This is a genomic window from Bacillus sp. A1 (assembly GCF_042296235.1).
Classification (GTDB): Bacteria; Bacillota; Bacilli; order Bacillales; family Bacillaceae; genus Bacillus; species Bacillus velezensis.
Genome location: NZ_CP141181.1, coordinates 1719916 through 1737461, shown reverse-complemented (window position 1 = coordinate 1737461; position 17546 = coordinate 1719916). Strand labels below are relative to the sequence as shown.

At 46.8% G+C, this 17546-nt stretch carries 15 protein-coding genes; all 15 read right to left on the bottom strand.

Features of this window, described 5'->3' with window-relative positions:
* Positions 1-75 precede the first annotated feature (75 nt).
* Positions 76-1305 (bottom strand): MFS transporter, encoded by a 1230-nt coding sequence (locus tag U2H13_RS08810; RefSeq protein WP_017417794.1) that lies wholly within the window; start codon positions 1303-1305, stop codon positions 76-78.
* Between the two features lie 111 nt (positions 1306-1416).
* Positions 1417-2142 (bottom strand): GntR family transcriptional regulator, encoded by a 726-nt coding sequence (locus tag U2H13_RS08805; protein ID WP_007409813.1) that lies wholly within the window; start codon positions 2140-2142, stop codon positions 1417-1419.
* Positions 2143-2266: 124 nt separating this feature from the next.
* Complete coding sequence (locus U2H13_RS08800; RefSeq protein ID WP_376700771.1) at positions 2267-4627, bottom strand: DNA translocase FtsK; 2361 nt, start codon at positions 4625-4627, stop codon at positions 2267-2269.
* A gap of 134 nt (positions 4628-4761) precedes the next feature.
* Positions 4762-4971, bottom strand: coding sequence for a YlzJ-like family protein (locus U2H13_RS08795; protein ID WP_003154161.1), 210 nt, complete (start codon positions 4969-4971; stop codon positions 4762-4764).
* Positions 4968-5705, bottom strand: a complete 738-nt coding sequence (locus U2H13_RS08790) for a ClpP family protease (protein ID WP_003154162.1) — start codon at positions 5703-5705, stop codon at positions 4968-4970. Before U2H13_RS08790 ends, U2H13_RS08795 begins: the two co-directional genes overlap by 4 nt.
* Before the next feature lie 115 nt (positions 5706-5820).
* Positions 5821-7488 (bottom strand): ribonuclease J2, encoded by a 1668-nt coding sequence (gene rnjB, locus U2H13_RS08785; RefSeq protein WP_021493672.1) that lies wholly within the window; start codon positions 7486-7488, stop codon positions 5821-5823.
* Between the two features lie 178 nt (positions 7489-7666).
* Positions 7667-8536 (bottom strand): 4-hydroxy-tetrahydrodipicolinate synthase, encoded by an 870-nt coding sequence (dapA, locus tag U2H13_RS08780; RefSeq protein WP_017417791.1) that lies wholly within the window; start codon positions 8534-8536, stop codon positions 7667-7669.
* Positions 8537-8566: 30 nt separating this feature from the next.
* Positions 8567-9781: an aspartate kinase gene (gene dapG, locus U2H13_RS08775; protein WP_003154168.1), complete on the bottom strand. Its 1215-nt coding sequence runs from the start codon at positions 9779-9781 to the stop codon at positions 8567-8569.
* 88 nt (positions 9782-9869) lie between these two features.
* A complete protein-coding gene (gene asd / locus U2H13_RS08770) occupies positions 9870-10910 on the bottom strand; it encodes an aspartate-semialdehyde dehydrogenase (protein ID WP_021493673.1) in 1041 nt (346 codons plus the stop codon).
* A gap of 124 nt (positions 10911-11034) precedes the next feature.
* Positions 11035-11625 (bottom strand): dipicolinate synthase subunit B, encoded by a 591-nt coding sequence (dpaB, locus tag U2H13_RS08765; protein WP_003154171.1) that lies wholly within the window; start codon positions 11623-11625, stop codon positions 11035-11037.
* A 2-nt stretch (positions 11626-11627) separates the two neighbouring features.
* Positions 11628-12518, bottom strand: a complete 891-nt coding sequence (gene dpaA / locus U2H13_RS08760; protein ID WP_015417487.1) for a dipicolinic acid synthetase subunit A — start codon at positions 12516-12518, stop codon at positions 11628-11630.
* A 156-nt stretch (positions 12519-12674) separates the two neighbouring features.
* Complete coding sequence (locus tag U2H13_RS08755) at positions 12675-12932, bottom strand: YlmC/YmxH family sporulation protein (RefSeq protein WP_003154176.1); 258 nt, start codon at positions 12930-12932, stop codon at positions 12675-12677.
* Between the two features lie 78 nt (positions 12933-13010).
* On the bottom strand, positions 13011-14246 hold the full coding sequence (locus U2H13_RS08750; protein ID WP_014417791.1) for a pitrilysin family protein: 1236 nt from the start codon (positions 14244-14246) through the stop codon (positions 13011-13013).
* 40 nt (positions 14247-14286) lie between these two features.
* Positions 14287-15246, bottom strand: a complete 960-nt coding sequence (locus U2H13_RS08745) for a polysaccharide deacetylase family protein (protein WP_015417486.1) — start codon at positions 15244-15246, stop codon at positions 14287-14289.
* A 113-nt stretch (positions 15247-15359) separates the two neighbouring features.
* The gene (pnp, locus tag U2H13_RS08740; protein ID WP_007611468.1) at positions 15360-17483 is read right to left on the bottom strand and encodes a polyribonucleotide nucleotidyltransferase; all 2124 of its coding nucleotides are present in this window, start codon (positions 17481-17483) and stop codon (positions 15360-15362) included.
* Between the last annotated feature and the right edge of the window lie 63 nt (positions 17484-17546).

Below are 17546 nucleotides of genomic sequence, written 5' to 3'. Positions count from 1 at the left end.
TTAACTATTAAAAAGAATAACGACTTGACGGTATCATGTCAATCTTCAAAATAAAATAAAAAAAGACAGTGCAGATTACACCGTCTTTAATGATTCCTTCTTTTCTTTTGCTTGTGATGAGATATTTAACAGCGCTAAAAATACAGATACAATGCCGCAAAAAGCGGATAAAATAAAAATCAGCCAGCCTGCATTTGACATCAGGGCAGCAAAGATCGGCGGTCCCGCCGCTACTCCGATAAACCGCATGCTGTTATAAAATGAGGTGATGGTTCCCGATTCCTCGTTGTCTACGCCTTCTGTGATGACAGCGTCTAAAGCCGGCAATGCCATTCCGATACCGATACCGCTGACACACAAAAAGATAAATAATAAATAAAAACTGTGATTCCACCATAGGCCGATAAACGACAGTGTCACGGCACTCATTCCGAAAACGATGCAAAACTTCATTTTGCCTTGGTCTTTTCCGATTTTTCGGCCTGATATATATGAACTGACGGATAGAAATAAAAGCGGGATTGCCAAAAGCGCTCCTTTAGCCACACCGTCAATTCCGTATTTCTTCTCCAGTGAGTCTGATAAATAAAAAAGAACCCCGAACAGCAAAAACATAATCACGCAGCCGATGATAAAAACCGTAAAGAGCCAGCGTCCGTCACGCTTAAATATGCGGCCGACATTTTTCACAAATTCGGAAATAGAAGGCGCTTCTTTTTGTTCCTCCGGCTTTGCCACCAAAAACAATACGAGAAAAAAACTGATGAGCGAAAAAAACGGAATGAACCAAAACGGCATAAACCAAAACCATGCAGCCAAGAGCGACCCGAGAATCGGGCTTATTACTTTCCCGGCTGTGTTTGACGTCTCAATGTCGCCGAGCCCCGCGGTAATCCGCTCATCATCCCCTTTGAATAAATCACCGATAAACGGCATCACTACAGGAGCCGCCCCTGCCGAACCGATTCCCTGCAGCACCCGCCCCGCCAAGATAATGGGATAAGGATGCTTGAACGCGGTGGAAGCTATCGCGGCAAGCGCTCCGCCCGCACCGGCTATGAGAAGACAAGGCAGAAGAACCTTTTTTCTTCCGAATTTATCGGACAGATATCCGGCAATCGGAATACAAATAATCGCCACAATCGAATAGACCGTTATAATTAACGATACTTGAAAAGACGATATGGACAGCTTCTTTTCAATCATCGGAAGCACAGGAATCAGCATGGAATTCCCGAGTGTCATCACGAGCGGTACAGAAGCCAGAGCAATGATATTTTTCGTTCCATTTTTCTTCTTACTCAACTTATTCACCCATTCACTATACTTGGTTGTTTCCTGTTTTATTGTGCCTTGCAGAAAACAAAGTATGTACTGAAACGGCAAATAAAAAAACAGACACATGACGCGTCTGTCTTAAAAACGTTTTCTTACAACATGAAAACTGAACTTATCAGCCCGGAAATAATTTAATGAATACAGCACAGGTTCATCATTCTGATTATAGTGGGTTTGCTTCAGCAATAAAAGCGCCGTCTCCGGCTCGCATTCCAAAACCGGTGAAATCGTATCGTGATATCCGATCGGTTCGATATCAGCAACGGCATAGCTGATCACAGACCCGGAGTTTTTTTCCAAAAGATCAAAAATAGACTCCTGTTCATGACAGAAAGAATTCGGCAGAATGTGCATCGGAATCGTATCTAAACAGTAAACGACCGGAGTGCCGCTTGCCGTTCTCACGCGTTCCAAATAAAAAAGCTCCTGCTCAGGCTCAAGCCGGAATCTAGCGATATCTTCATCAGACGGCGTGATGACCTGAGACGACAAAAAAATCGTACCCGGCACCATGTTCGCCTGCTGAATCGTTTTCGTCACGCTGTTGAGCTGTTCAATACCTGAAAGAAACAGCGGTTTTGTATGGACGAAAGTGCCCACACCGTGCCTTCTGATAATCACATGCTCCTCTTCAAGGATACGCAAAGCTTCACGCAGAGTTGCCCGGCTGACACCCATTGATTTTGAAAGCTCAAATTCAGAAGGAAGCTTTTCCTTTTCGGTGTAAATTCCGTTTTGTATATCCTCTTTGATTCGCTCAATCACTTTTAGATACAAGTGACGATTGTCAGCTTTTGTAGACATGTTTCCCCTCCGTAAACCACTTTCATAAATTATTGAACAATTGGGACAACTATATCATGTTTTGATAAAAAAATAAATAGGAATGATTTTGGTGATATCATTTTCAGTGAAAACTCTCTCCTTTTTAAGAAGAGAGCTCATCATATTGTTCCTTAGATAATAGTACTTCCCTCGGTTTGCTTCCTTCATACGGCCCGACGACGCCCCGTTCCTCCATTGCGTCAATCAGACGGGCAGCTCTCGTATATCCGATTCTGAACCGCCTTTGAAGCATGGAGACTGATGCCGTCTGCATGCCGATAATCAAATCGACCGCTTCGTCATAGAGGTCATCCGTTACTTCACTGTGTGTTTCCGAAACTTCTTCCGGAATCATCTCTTCTTGATACTGCGCTTTTTGCTGCGTAATGACATGATCGACGACATGCTCAACCTCTTCATCGGATAAGAATGCCCCTTGCACACGCACCGGCTTATTTGCGCCCACAGGCAGAAACAGCATGTCTCCGCGCCCCAGAAGCTTTTCAGCGCCGCCCATGTCTAAAATCGTCCGTGAATCGGTCTGAGATGAGACACTGAAAGCGATTCTTGACGGGATGTTGGCTTTAATAACACCGGTAATAACGTCGACTGAAGGCCTCTGTGTCGCGATAATCAAATGAATTCCCGCCGCTCGCGCCATCTGTGAAAGTCTCGTAATTGAATCTTCCACGTCGGAAGAAGCGACCATCATCAGATCGGCAAGCTCGTCAACGATGACGACGATGTATGGCAGCTCAGGCTGCTTGACTTCTTCTTCGGCATTTGACCGCTTAATATGGTCGTTATAGCCTTCTATATTTCTCGTACCCGTATGGGAGAACAGCTCATAGCGGCGCTCCATCTCATTGACGACCTTTTTCAAAGCCTGCGAGGCCTTTTTCGGATCTGTCACGACCGGCGCAAGCAGATGAGGAATGCCGTTATACACATTCAGTTCAACCATTTTCGGGTCAATCATCATCATCTTCACTTCATGCGGTTTAGCCCTCATCAGAATGCTCGTAATAATACCGTTGACACAGACGCTTTTTCCGCTTCCCGTTGCCCCCGCTACGAGCAGGTGGGGCATTTTGTTCAGTTCGGCAAGCACGGCTTCCCCGGAAATATTTCGTCCCAAGCCGATCAGAAGCTTCGCGTCCGGCTTGTCATTGAGCTTGGATTCAAGCACTTCTTTTAACGAAACCATCGCCACTTCAGCATTGGGCACCTCGATGCCGATTGCCGATTTGCCCGGAATCGGCGCTTCGATCCGGATATCCTTCGCGGCAAGCGCGAGCGCGAGGTCATCGCTCAGATTCACGATTTTACTGACTTTGACCCCGACGTCCGGATACACCTCATATTTTGTGACCGCCGGACCGAGATGAACCTGCGTCACTTTCGCCTTTACGCCGAAGCTTTGAAAAGTCCGTTCGAGTTTTCTTGCATTCTCGTAAATGTTTTTCTTATCGGTCTGCTGGCCTGTATGTTTCGGGTCAGCCAGTATGTCCAATGAAGGCATTTGATAATCTTTATTTTCAAGCTCTGTAAACGTCATCGGCGGAGCCGCAGCCGTTTCGCCACTGTCTTGAGCGCCGCCGGAAGGCTCAACTTTTGCCGCTTGTGCAGCCTCCTGCGTTTTTTCCGGAATCAGCGGTTCGGCGGGCTCTTCCTGACGGTCTGAAAAGCTTGAAATAATCGGCTCTGAATGGATGATCGGCGAAATGATTTCCTCATCCTCTTCCTCCGGTTCAGGCTCTTCTTTTTTCTTTTGAACCCGTTTTAGTTTTTTGCCCGATTTTGTTTTTGTTTTCGGCGAAGACATATTCGTTCTGACCGTCTTCATATCCTCAAGAAATGCCTGCCACTGGCCGCGGATAAACCGGCCGACGGGGCTCGTCCACTTTTTGAGCGTTTCCTGCAGTGAACGGCCCGTTACAAGAATCAGCCCCATTAAGATCAGCACGATCGCCATGATTTGTGAACCCGTTGATGCAAATAGAAAGTGGGAAGCTGCAAACAGTACCGCGCCGATCATGCCGCCGCCCAAATCAGGGGAAGCAGCCTGCTGTTTCATGTCAATCATAAACAGCTCCCACGTGTTGCCGATGACACTTGCCGAACGAATCGACCCGTGATGAGACAGATTTTTAAAGAGCTGCACGTGAGACAGCAGCAATATACTGGCGATAATACAGTACAACCCTGCCTTTCTTCTCGTTAAAAGGCTTGGACTCTTCTTTTTCCAAAACAGCGAAATTCCGAGAAGGAAGAGCGCAATTAAGCATAAAGTAAACCACTCTCCGGCAAAAAAACGGAACAAGTACACAAATGTCTGTCCCACAACGCCGAGCTGCAAAACAGCAATAATTGAGATTGCAACACAGAGCAGTCCGCTTAGTTCGTATTTTAGATTGAGCTTACTCTCTTGTTTCTTTTTAGATTTCCGTTTTTTCTTTGCCACACTCATCACCTTACTGCGTTAAAAAATGTAAAATCATACATCATGAAGAAAAGCAGCCTTTTGCCGGCTGCATTTTTCTGTAGGATTCCCCTATTATAGCATATTTTGCCCCCGAGAAACGGACTGAATGCCGGTTAGATTTTCAGCTTGATTTTTTGTCCCGGAGCGATGTCCGGATTCAGAAAATCCATCGGGTTCGTACTTAAAATCTGTACGACTTCAGCTTCATTTCCCTTCATCTCAACTAGCAGCGGCACGCCGGCGTAATCTACCTGTTCATGCACGCTTTGCTCTATATCCTGACCATAAACGACTTCTTGGGGCATGACGGTATAAAGGATCATTGAATCATCCTTCCTTCCTCGCCCTTTCGTTCCTCAATCAGCTGATTCAGCTTTTTTATCGCCTGTCCGACGCCGCCCACGGCATCAATTAATCCGTAATCAGCCGCATCTTTCCCGACTACGTTCGTCCCGATGTCCCTGGTTAAGTTTCCTTTTGAAAACATCAGCTCTTTGAATTTTTCTTCAGAAATATTTGAATGATGGGTCACAAAGTTGACGACCCGCTCCTGCATTTTATCCAAGTATTCAAACGTTTGCGGAACCCCGATAACCAGACCTGTAAGCCGAACGGGGTGAATGGTCATTGTCGCTGTCTCCGCGATAAAACTATGATCACATGACACGGCGATCGGCACACCTATCGAGTGGCCCCCGCCGAGTACGATTGAGACGGTCGGTTTTGATAAGGATGCGAGCATTTCCGCAATCGCAAGCCCCGCTTCCACATCGCCTCCGACGGTGTTTAAGATGATCAGAAGTCCTTCGATTTTCGGATTTTGCTCAATCGCGACGATTTGCGGAATGACGTGTTCATATTTGGTTGTTTTATTTTGCGGCGGGAGCTGGACGTGCCCCTCAATTTGGCCGATGATCGTCAGGCAGTGAATATTGGTATCTTGGGACATTTGCGGCAGAGATGTCTCTCCCAGCTGCTGAATTTTGCTCATAATGCTGTCTTTCGCATCTGATTTTTCGGGCTGCTGTTCTTCGGTGTTTTCCATACGATGATCCATTTTATCTTTCACCCTTTCCGAATGTCTCTTTGTATTATGAACAAAGATGATGATTTCCATCCGGGACATGAACAAAAACAAAGCCGGAGCATCATGCGCTCCGGCTTTGTATACATTATACTTCCATAATGATCGGAATGATCATCGGCTTGCGTTTTGTTTTTTCATAAAGGAATTGATTCAGCGCATCACGCATTGCTTGTTTCAGCGTGGACCATTCTACGGCAGATGTTTCCGTCGCTTCAGTCACGATAGAGCGGACGAGCTCAGTAGCTTGTACAATTAAACCTTCTGATTCTCTGACATACACGAAACCGCGCGTAATGATCTCAGGACCTGATACGAGGTTCTTTTTCTGCTTATCGAGTGAGATCACGACGATGAGAATGCCGTCTTGTGATAATAAGCGGCGGTCTCTCAGCACGATGTTGCCGATGTCGCCGACTCCGAGGCCGTCAATCAGAACGTTTCCGTACGTGACTTTATCCCCGATTTTCACATTCTGACCGCGGAATTCAACGACGTCACCTTTTTCAATCAAGAAAATGTCGCTGCGTTTCATGCCGATCTCTTCTGCGATTTTGGAATGCGCTTTTTGCATTCTGAATTCACCGTTAACCGGAATTAAATATTTCGGTTTCAGCAAATTAAGCATGAGTTTCAATTCTTCCTGCGAACCGTGACCGGACACATGCACGCGTTTTTGGGCGAAAATGACTTGAGCGCCGGCGCGGGCAAGCAGGTTGACGGTTTTGGAATATATCAATTCATGCCCCGGAATCGGTGTTGATGCAATGACAACGGTGTCTCCTTCTTCAATGTTAAGCTGCTTGTGCGCCTGCTTGGCCATCCGCGTAAGAGCGGCCAGCGGCTCACCATGGCTTCCGGCTGTAACAATTGCAACTTCCCGCTTCGGATATTTTTTCACATCCTGCACAGGAATAAACATTTCATCTTCGGCTTCAATATAGCCGAGCTTGCGCCCAAGCTGAAGCACGTTTTGCAGATTTTTTCCGGCGATTGCAAGTTTGCGGCCGTTCTGGACGGCAGCCTGTATCACTTGCTGGATCCGGTTGATATTAGACGCGAATACAGCAATGATGACACGGTTTTCTGAACTGTTCATCGCATCGGAAATTTCACCGCTTACATATGCTTCTGACGGAGTATACCCCGGGCGCTCCGCATTGGCGCTGTCAGAAAGCAGGGCGAGCACGCCGCTGTTTCCGATTTTGGCAATTTCGCCAATATCACATGATTGGTGATAAGCAGGCGTCTGGTCAAATTTAAAGTCTCCCGTGCATACAATAGAGCCAAGTGATGTTTTGAAGCTGACTCCCACTGAATCCGGAATACTGTGAATTGTTTTAAAGAACGATACTTTCGTTGATTCAAATGTAATGACTGATTTAGAGTGAACTTCACGCAAATCAGCTTTTCGATTATGCCCGTACTGCTTGAGTTTTTCTCTCAGTAATGCAAGAGTAAGCTTCGTTCCGTATACCGGCACCGACAGCTTGTTCAATAAATAAAAGACGCCTCCGATGTTTTCATCGTGCCCGTGTGTCAGAAAGATGGCCTTCACGCGGTCAGCCCGTTCTACTAAGTAGGAAATATCCGGAATGACGACATCAATACCGAGCATTTCATTTTCAGGGTGCATCAGCCCTGCATCCACTACAAATATGTCTGAGTCAATTTCAATGACATATAGGTTCTTCCCAATTTCTCCGACGCCGCCAAGGGCGATAATTCTGACGTTTTCTGTATTTTTCTTTTTCAAAATCTGTATCCTCCTAGTCTCATACCCGTCCATCATCACTTGTTCCTATTATAACTGATATCAATTTTAGAAAACAAGAAGAAGCGGAAGGTTTAGGGAAAACCAATATGTATACAAAACGGTCAAACTCACGATAAAAATGAGAATGACCGCGTATTTTAACTGTATAAATTTTTTCTTACAGTTCGCTGATGACGCTGCTCAGGCTCAGACGTTCATCTTCATTCAGCGGGATAAGAGGAAGACGCACAGATCCGACATCAAGGCCTTTCAGCTGTAGCGCCGTTTTGACCGGAGCCGGATTAGGCGCTTTAAAGAGCTCCTTCATGATCGGCTGAAGCTTCTGATGAATCAGTGCCGCGGTTGCCGTCTGCCCGTTCGTATAGTTTTTAATCATCTGCTGCATGTCAGAACCTACGATATGGCTGGCCACTGACACGACTCCTCTTCCGCCGACTGCGAGAATAGGAAGCGTTAACCCGTCATCACCTGAATAGACGTAAAAATCTTCCGGTGTTTCGGCAATGATTTTCGTAATGGCATCAAGATCGCCGCTCGCTTCTTTAATTGCAGAGATATTCGGAATCTCCGCAAGTCTGATGGCCGTTTCCGGCGCAAGCGAAGCGACCGTTCTGCCCGGCACGTTGTAAAGCATCACAGGAAGAGACGTTTCTTCCGCAATGGCTTTAAAATGACGGTACATGCCCTCTTGGGAAGGCTTATTATAATACGGCGTGACAAGCATAACGCAATCGACGCCGGCTTCTTCAGCTTTTTTTGTCAGTTTAATGGAGTCTTTCGTATTGTTGCTTCCCGTACCCGCAATGACAGGCACGCGTCCGTTCACTTCTTTGACTGTAAATTCAAAGAGTGCAATTTTTTCTTCCGTTGAAAGTGTCGGAGATTCGCCGGTCGTGCCTGCGACGACTAAAGAATCCGTGCCGTTTTTCAACAAATAGTCGATTAATGTAGACAGTTTTTGAAAGTCTACATTCCCTTTACTGTCAAAGGGGGTAATCATCGCTGTAGATATATTTCCGACATTCATTTTTTTCACCTCATCATGATTCAATCACATTTACTTTGAAAGTTCAAACACTTCATGCAGCGCATTTACGGCCGTTACCATATCTTTTTCATGAACGAGCACCCAGATCGTCGTATGGCTGTCGGCAGATTGCAGAATCGGAATGCCTTTATCAGAAAGTGCGGAGACGATTTTTGACGTGACACCCGGAACACCCATTATCCCGGCGCCGACCGCTGACACTTTCGCACAGCTCTCCGTCACTGTCGGCTCATACCCTAATTCAGCCAAGATGCTGCGCGCGGCTTCCGTTTTACTGCCGGCTACGGTATATACGATTTCACTCGGCGTAATGTTAAAGAAATCTACGCTGATTCCGGCATTTGCCATTGCTTTAAAGACTTCAGTCTGAACGTTGTATTGCCCCATTTTGGCGGGAACCTTAAATTGCGTCACATCTTTCACATGGGCGATCCCCGTAATCAGCCGTTCGAATACATCGCTGCCGATGTTAGACGAATGATGGGACGTCACCAAAGTGCCTTTGTCTTTTGAATAAGTGGAGCGCACGCGGATCGGCACCTTTGCCTGCATGGCGATTTCCACCGCGCGCGGATGAATGACTTTCGCGCCTTGATAGGCAAGGTTGCAGATTTCCGTATATGTGACGTTCGGAAGCGGCTTAGCATTTTCCACGATTCTCGGATCGGCTGTCATAACGCCTTCCACGTCCGTAAAAATGTCGATAAACTCAGCATCTACCGCCGCGCCGAGCGCCGCTGCTGAAGTATCGCTTCCTCCTCTGCCGATCGTCGTCGTGTCGCCTTTTTCAGTCGCTCCCTGAAATCCTGCGACAACGACAGCGTCATGGCTGGCGAGTGCAGCGAAAAGCCGCTCTGTTTTCATTTCTATAATTTTGGCGTCAGTATGCTGGGCATTGGTTAAAAAGCCGGCTTGGGCTCCTGTTAAAGCTGCGGCTTTTATGCCGTTTTCCTTCAGCATGCTGGAAAAAACAACGGACGAAATCGTTTCTCCGCAAGACAGAAGCATATCCTGCTCTCTCGGAGAAATGTCGGACTGGCTGCCGTAAAGGAGCCCGATTAAAGAATCTGTCGCGTACGGGTCTCCTTTTCTTCCCATCGCTGATACGACAACGACAACTTTATAACCTTCACTGATGGCATCTTTAATGTGTGCTAGCGCAAGCTTGCGGCCTTTGTCATCTTTTACGGATGTTCCGCCGAATTTTTGAACAATGATCTTCACTATTTTCACTCCAAATTAGTCTGACGTAACAGAAGAGAGCAGGCAGAGCCTTACTCTCTTCTATTCGCCTATAGAAAATACGTTTGTTTTATACGAGGTTCAGTTTTTGCAGGCTTTCCGCGATTTGGACTGAGTTCCAAGCGGCGCCTTTTAACAGGTTATCAGAAACAACCCACAAATGAAAACCGTTTGCTCTGTCCAAATCTTTCCGGATTCTTCCTACAAATACATCGCGTTTGCCGACGCAATCAGCAGGCATCGGGTAAAGCTGCTCCGCCGGATCATCCTGAAGCGTAACACCCGGAGCTTCTTTCAAAAGCTGTTTCATATCTTCAACGGTTGCGTCATCACGGTCAAGCTCAATGTAAACAGATTCTGAGTGCCCTGTTTCAATCGGCAGTCTGACACATGTCGCAGCCACTTCCAGCTTCGGCATATGCATGATTTTTTTCGTTTCATTAATCATTTTCATTTCCTCAAACGTATAGCCGTTGTCTTGGAATTTATCAATTTGCGGAATGGCGTTAAATGCGATTTGATAATGCTTTTTGTCACCTTTAACCGGCATAATAGACGGTTCTGCGGGTTCATTGTTTAAAATCGCCTTTGTCTGGCTGTACAATTCTTTCGCCGCTTCATTGCCGGCCCCGGACACAGCTTGGTAAGTAGATACAATGACTTTTTTCAAACCGTACGCTTTGCGGATCGGTTCAAGCGCAGCCACCATCTGAATCGTTGAACAGTTAGGGTTGGCGATAATGCCGTTATGTTTGTGCAGATCACCTTCGTTCACCTCAGGCACCACGAGCGGTGTATTTTCGTCCATCCGGAATGCGCTGGTATTGTCAATCACGATGGCTCCCCGTTTTACAGCCTCAGGCGCCAAGCTTTGTGATACGCTTCCGCCGGCGCTGAATAACGCGATATGAACGCCTTCGAAGCTTTCAGGAACAGCTTCCTGCACTGTATATTCTTCGCCTTTAAACATTACTTTCGTACCAGCAGAACGCTTTGAGGATAGTAGTGTGAGTGTTTCGATTTCAAAGTTTCTGTCTTCCAGTGTTTTCAGCATTTGCTGTCCTACGGCTCCCGTCGCTCCGACAACTGCTACGTGTAATCCTCTTCCCATCTGTAAAACTCCTTCCGCCAATTAAGCATCATTTATTGAATTGACTTTGCATTTTACGTTTTATTTTACCATAGAATAGTCACGGATTGACCGAATTTTTTTATTCCGGAATGATTTTCTGTCATCATTCATGATGGTGTACGAGCACCGGCTGAACCTGCTGGTGCAAAAGAGCTTTTTCTACCGTAATCGGAAGAAGATCCATTCTTGCGACGAGCGATGTCGGTTTTTTCACGTGGTCATCCTGGCCGAACGGGATGAAATATATGTTTTTTGCGGACATCAGCCTCATTAAATTCGTTCCGTTTAAACCGAGTCCGTCGTTTGTCGAAATTCCGAGCACGACCGGGCGGCCGTTGCGGATCGTGGCTTTCGCAGCCATAAGGACGGGGCTGTCAGTCATCGCATTTGCGAGTTTGCTCATTGAATTTCCGGTTAAAGGGGCGATGACCATGCAGTCGAGCGGAAGTTTCGGCCCGAGAGGCTCCGCTTTTACGATGGAATCAATCGCCTCAAAGCCTGTTGTTTCTTCAATTTTTCTGACCCAATCTCCCCCCTCCCCAAAGCGGGTATCGGTCGATTGAACGGTTGACGTCACGACCGGCCGGACTTCAGCTCCTTGACTGATAAGCGCCTCTATTTGCGGAAAAACTTCCTCATATGTGCAGTGCGAGCCGGTTAATCCGAATCCGATTCTTTTCCCTTTCAGAGACATGGTTATTCCCCCTCTTTCTTTAAGTCTGCCAAAAGCTTGCTCAATACGTTCGCAATAATCTGTCCGGCTGTTTTCGGGGCCACAATTCCCGGAAGACCCGGGGCAAGCAGCGCTTTAATGCCTTGTTTTTCAGCATATTTGAAATCCGTTCCGCCCGGGCGGGATGCTAAATCCAAAATCAAGGTCTTCGGCGTCATGCGCGATAAAACGCTTTGATTCAGAATCAAGCTCGGTACGGTGTTAATGCAGATATCAATATCATTTACATGTTCAGTAAGCTCTTCAAGTTGAAAAGGAGAAAGCCCCATTTCCGTTATACGGGCCAAATGAGCCGAACTCCGCGCGCCCACTTTTACCTTCGCCCCTAACGCCGCAAACGTCCGGGCGATCGTCATACCGGTGCGCCCCATGCCGAGAACGGCGACATTTGATCCGTGAATGGTATAATCCGTATGCTGAATCGCCATCATGATTGTTCCTTCAACAGTGGGAATCGAGTTGAATATCGCGATATCGTCCCGTTCAAATAATTTCACAAGTTTGCGGCCCGCTTCGCTGGCGATCCCCTCAAGATACGCGTTGGAGATGCCTGAATAAATGACGCAATGCTCCGGTGTCCGCTCAAGATAGCTCTGCTTTAATACCACTTCTTCATTTGAAAAAACCGTGGAAACAACGCCTTCTCCGGTCGTTGCCGATACGGGCAGGATGATACTGTCTATTTTTTGAAAGGGAATCTCATCGATTTTGCATTTGACGGTTCCTGTAAAACCGTCATCCAATTGGTCAAACCCTGCAAGATAAATATCGGCATGCTGTTCTGTCAGCTTTCTTATAATCTCAAGCTGTCTTGCGTCACCGCCAATGATCGCAATTGTCAATCCGGTTAACATCTGAAACGTTCACCTTCTTTACAGTTACTGGATCTTTTAAGTGTCATCCTCCTCTTCATCGTATGTGCGAAGAGAAAGGGCGGTGAATGTACAGCGTCTTTTTCATAAAAAAAGCACCGGCTGTATGAGCCGGTGCTTGCAACAATTGAATAAGATCTACTCTTCGGGAGGCGTGATCTCCCCCGGAACGTCTAAAATGATCATGTCTGACCCGATTTTTTGGATATGGTTCCAGGGGACGCGGATGTCGTGGCCTTGTTTTCGCAATCCGAACCATTTTACCGTCGGTATCAACAGCGCGGTAATTTGTCCGTCCTGTTCATTAATTTCCAAATCGGTCTGGCCGAGCACGCCGAGCCGCTCTGCACGTTTAATGTCCACAATTTCTTTACCTGACAGTTCACTGAGCCTCATGATAGCCACCCCCTTGTACTATATGACCCGGAGCAAAAAAAAATGCCTGCCCCGTATAGAGGCAGACTGCTTTTCTGCTTAAGATGAAGCCGGCATATTGCCGGTCGGGCTGATGAGCGATAGTGCGTAATCATCCGTAAATAAGCGGCGGCTGAGGCCGTTGACGCTTTCCAGGCTGACCGCATTTAATTCAGTGATAATTTCATCCATGGTCTTATGCTTTCCGAGCAGGAGTTCGTTTTTCCCGTTCCGGCTCATTTTGCTGTTTGTGCTCTCTAAGCTGAGCATTAAGCTCCCCTTCATTTGCTCTTTGCTGTTTTCCAGCTCTTTCGGGGTGATACCGTCACGTTTTAGAACCGATAACGTTTCCTGAATGGTTTCAGACAGAAGTCCGAGCTGATTCGCGCCGGTGCCTCCGTAAATCGTCAGCATACCGCTGTCTTCATAGGAACTGTGATAGCTGTATACAGAATAGGCCAGTCCTTTATCTTCGCGCACATCCTGGAAAAGACGGCTGCTCATGCTTCCGCCCAGCACGTTGTTTAAGACGATCAAATCGTAAATGTCCGCATCTCCGACTTTCAGGCCTTTGAAACCGAGACAGAGATGCGCCTGTTCGGTGTCTTTTTTTCTGGTCAGCTTTTCATAATGAAACTCAGGCTCGCTGATGCCGCTTGCTTTGCCCTTCGCTTCGTATGTACCGAACCATTTCTCCACGTCTTTAATGAATTGTTCTGTTACATTTCCGGCGACAGAAATGACGACGCGGTCCGGCGTGTAAAAGTCATCCATATGCTGTCTGAGAGAATCGCCGTTAAATGACGAAAGCGTTTCCTCCGTCCCGAGAATCGGGTAGCCGAGCGAATGATTGCCGTATGTCGCTTTGCTCAGCAGATCGTGGACAATGTCATCCGGCGCGTCTTCATACATTTTGATTTCTTCATATACGACGTTCTTTTCTTTTTTGAGCTCATCTTCGTCAAAAGCAGAATGAAAGAACATATCAGCCAGCACATCAAGTGCGTAGTTTGCATGCTCATCCAGAACTTTGGCGTAATAGCACGTATATTCTTTTGAAGTGAAGGCATTCACTTGGCCGCCTATCCGATCGAAGGATTCTGCGATTTCCCGTGCGGACCTGGTATTTGTTCCTTTAAAAAACATATGCTCAAGAAAGTGCGAAATACCGTTTGTCTCCGGCGTTTCATGACGTGACCCCGTCCCGATCCAGACGCCGATTGCCACAGACCGCACCGTTGGATTATTTTCAAGCACAACTCTTACACCGTTTTGGCATGTATAGCGTTTTATCAAGTCTGTTCCTCCTATTCAAAGACAGGCAAACTGCCGCCTGCTACTTCATCAGCCTGTTTTCATCCATTAAGTCAGACACTGAGCCGAGCGCGTAGCCTTTTTCTTTGATTTTTGCAATCAGTGTATCCAGGCTTTTCGCAGTCGGATCAGTCGGATGCATTAAAATCATGGCTCCGTTATGTATTTTGCTCAACACCCTTGTTTGTAAAACAGCCGGAGACGGTTTTTGCCAGTCAATGGTGTCAACGGTCCACATGATGGTGCCCATTCCTTTTTCCGCCGCAAGGTCGACCACCGCTTTTCTGAAGCTGCCGCTTGGCGGCGCAAACCATTTCGGCTTCATGCCGAGCGTCTCGCTGATTTGTGCATTGGTTTTGTCAAGCTGTTCGGAAATGCTTCCTGAAGTCAGTTTGCTCATATCAGGGTGATTGTATGAATGATTTCCGATTTCATGTCCGTCTGCCGCTATTTTTTTCCCAAGTTCCTGATTGTTTTTCAGCCATTTCCCTTCAAGAAAGAAAGTTGCTTTGACCTGGTGCTGCTTCAGAATAGGCAGCATTTGCTCCACGTATTCGTTTCCCCAGGCGACATTTATCAGGAAAGCGACCATCGGTTTGTCGGGATTTCCTTTATAAATGGGTTCGGGCGCGAGAGAATCAAGATGGACTTTCGGTTTCACCTGCTCATAGACAAGGCCGTCTTCGTGAAATTCTCCGTCCTTTTTCATTTGCTTATAGGATTTTTCCACATTGACTTTTAAACCGTTATATCCCGGTATACTCTTCCATATTTTATCAATCCGCGCGTCTTGCGGCTTCACTTCATACTCTGACGCTTTTTGCAGTAATTCTTCATAGAGCGGATCTTTTGATGCTGACACAGTTACAGCGTCTTTTTTCATTGCGTCTATGTAATCAACTGTATACGGATTTTTTAACATTTCAAACGAAACAAAAAAAAGAAATAAAAAAACGGCAAACGGCACGAATTTTTTCAACATGTCCTTCCCCCCCTCATCACACATTATGTATGAGGAGGACAAGGTAGAACCCGTCTGTTGTCTTTCTCAAAATAAAGAAGCCGGGTCTCCCAGGCTCCTTGTTAGGTTTTCATTTAAGATTGTTGTTGTTCCTGTTCTTTTTCTTTCTCTTCGCGCAGCACTGCTTTACGCGACAGATTCACTCGTCCCTGTTTGTCAATTTCGGTTACCTTCACAAGGATTTCGTCACCGATTTTCACAACATCCTCAACCTTGCCGACCCGTTCGAGCGCTAGTTCAGAGATGTGAACGAGACCGTCTTTTCCGCTGAAGATTTCAACGAAAGCGCCGAATTTCTCAATCCGTTTGACTTTACCGAGGTAAAGCTGGCCGACTTCGACTTCTCTGACAAGATCTTCGATGATTTTTTTCGCTTTTTGGTTGCTGCTTTCATCAGTAGAAGAAATAAAGATGGTGCCGTCTTGTTCAATGTCAATTTTAACACCGGTATCTTCAATGATTTTGTTGATTTGTTTACCGCTCGGTCCGATAACGTCACGGATTTTATCCGGATTAATGTTCATCGTTAAAATTTTCGGCGCATATTGAGAAAGTTCTTTTCTTGATTCACCAAGCGTGCTGAGCATGCTGTTCAAGATTTCCATTCTTCCTTTTTTCGCCTGCTGAAGCGCTTCTTCAAGAATTTCTCTTGAAAGGCCTTCAATTTTAATGTCCATTTGCAGCGCTGTCACGCCTTTTTCCGTGCCGGCTACTTTAAAGTCCATGTCACCGAGGGCGTCTTCCATCCCTTGAATATCCGTTAATACCGTATAGTACTCGCCTGATTTCACAAGTCCCATCGCGATACCTGCAACAGGGGCTTTAATCGGAACACCTGCGTCCATCATGGCAAGCGTGCTCGCGCAAATGCTGGCCTGTGAAGTGGAACCGTTTGATTCAAGCACTTCGGATACGAGGCGGACCGTATACGGGAAGTCTTTTTCATTCGGAATGACCGGCTCAAGCGCACGCTCTCCAAGAGCGCCGTGACCGATCTCACGGCGTCCCGGTCCGCGCATCGGGCCTGTCTCCCCTACGCTGAACTGCGGGAAGTTATAATGATGCATAAAACGTTTTGATTCTTCCACGCCTAAACCGTCAAGAATCTGAACGTCCCCAAGGGCGCCTAATGTACAAACGCTGAGCGCCTGCGTCTGTCCTCTCGTAAACAGCCCGGAGCCATGCGTTCTCGGCAGAAGGCCGACTTCTGAAGAAAGCGGGCGGATTTGATCAACGCCGCGGCCGTCCGGACGGACTTTTTCTTCTGTGATCAAACGGCGCACTTCGTTTTTCACGAGTTTAGACAGTGTCTGTTTCACTTTTTTAATCGTATCTTCATCATGCTCTTCTTCTTCGAATTTCGCGACAACTGCATTTTTCACTTCATTGATCGCGTCTTCGCGAGCATGTTTTTCGTGAACCTGAATGGCGCTGAGAAGATCCGGCTCCGCAAGGCTTTTTACTTTTTCGCTGAGCTCTTCGTCAATTTCATACAGTTCGATTTCTGTTTTTTCTTTGCCGACTGCTGCGACGATTTCTTCTTGGAATGCGATCAGGCGCTTAATTTCTTCGTGACCGAACATAATCGCCTCAAGCATGATTTCTTCAGGAACTTCATCTGCTCCGGCTTCCACCATGTTGATGGCGTCTTTTGTGCCTGCAACGATGAGGTTGATATCACTTTTTTCAAGCTGGTCAACCGTCGGATTGATAACGAATTTCCCGTCAATGCGGCCTACCGTCACACCCGCGATCGGGCCTTCAAACGGGATATCGGAAACGCAAAGAGCGAGTGATGAACCGAACATTGCAGCCATTTCAGATGAGCAGTCCTGATCAACACTCATGACAATGCTGATGACCTGTACTTCGTTACGGAATCCGTCTGCGAAAAGCGGGCGGATCGGACGGTCGATCAGACGGCTGGCTAAAACGGCCTTTTCACTTGGACGGCCTTCTCTTTTAATAAAACCGCCCGGAATTTTACCTACTGCGTATAATCTTTCTTCATAGTTAACGGTAAGCGGGAAAAAATCTAGCGGTTTCGGTTCTTTTGATGCGGTTGCTGTGCTGAGCACTGCAGTATCGCCGTAGCGGACCATGACAGCGCCGTTTGCCTGTTTGGCAAGCTGGCCGGCTTCTACTGTAAGCTGTCTGCCGGCCCAATCTATGGTAAAGACATGTTTCTCTTGTCCCATTCGATTACGAGCTCCTCTCTTAATGTGTGAAATAATCAATTACTCCTATTATGAACGAAATGA

Excerpts from the sequence above, each read along its gene's own strand:
- dpaB (WP_003154171.1), bottom strand. The coding sequence starts at position 11,625 with ATGTCTCTGAAAGGGAAAAGAATCGGATTCGGATTAACCGGCTCGCAC.
- U2H13_RS08805 (WP_007409813.1), bottom strand. The coding sequence starts at position 2,142 with ATGTCTACAAAAGCTGACAATCGTCACTTGTATCTAAAAGTGATTGAG.
- U2H13_RS08745 (WP_015417486.1), bottom strand. The coding sequence starts at position 15,246 with ATGTTGAAAAAATTCGTGCCGTTTGCCGTTTTTTTATTTCTTTTTTTT.
- dapA (WP_017417791.1), bottom strand. The coding sequence starts at position 8,536 with ATGAATGTCGGAAATATATCTACAGCGATGATTACCCCCTTTGACAGT.
- U2H13_RS08795 (WP_003154161.1), bottom strand. The coding sequence starts at position 4,971 with ATGATCCTTTATACCGTCATGCCCCAAGAAGTCGTTTATGGTCAGGAT.
- pnp (WP_007611468.1), bottom strand. The coding sequence starts at position 17,483 with ATGGGACAAGAGAAACATGTCTTTACCATAGATTGGGCCGGCAGACAG.
- U2H13_RS08790 (WP_003154162.1), bottom strand. The coding sequence starts at position 5,705 with ATGGATCATCGTATGGAAAACACCGAAGAACAGCAGCCCGAAAAATCA.
- U2H13_RS08755 (WP_003154176.1), bottom strand. The coding sequence starts at position 12,932 with ATGAGGCTCAGTGAACTGTCAGGTAAAGAAATTGTGGACATTAAACGT.
- asd (WP_021493673.1), bottom strand. The coding sequence starts at position 10,910 with ATGGGAAGAGGATTACACGTAGCAGTTGTCGGAGCGACGGGAGCCGTA.
- dpaA (WP_015417487.1), bottom strand. The coding sequence starts at position 12,518 with ATGTTAACCGGATTGACAATTGCGATCATTGGCGGTGACGCAAGACAG.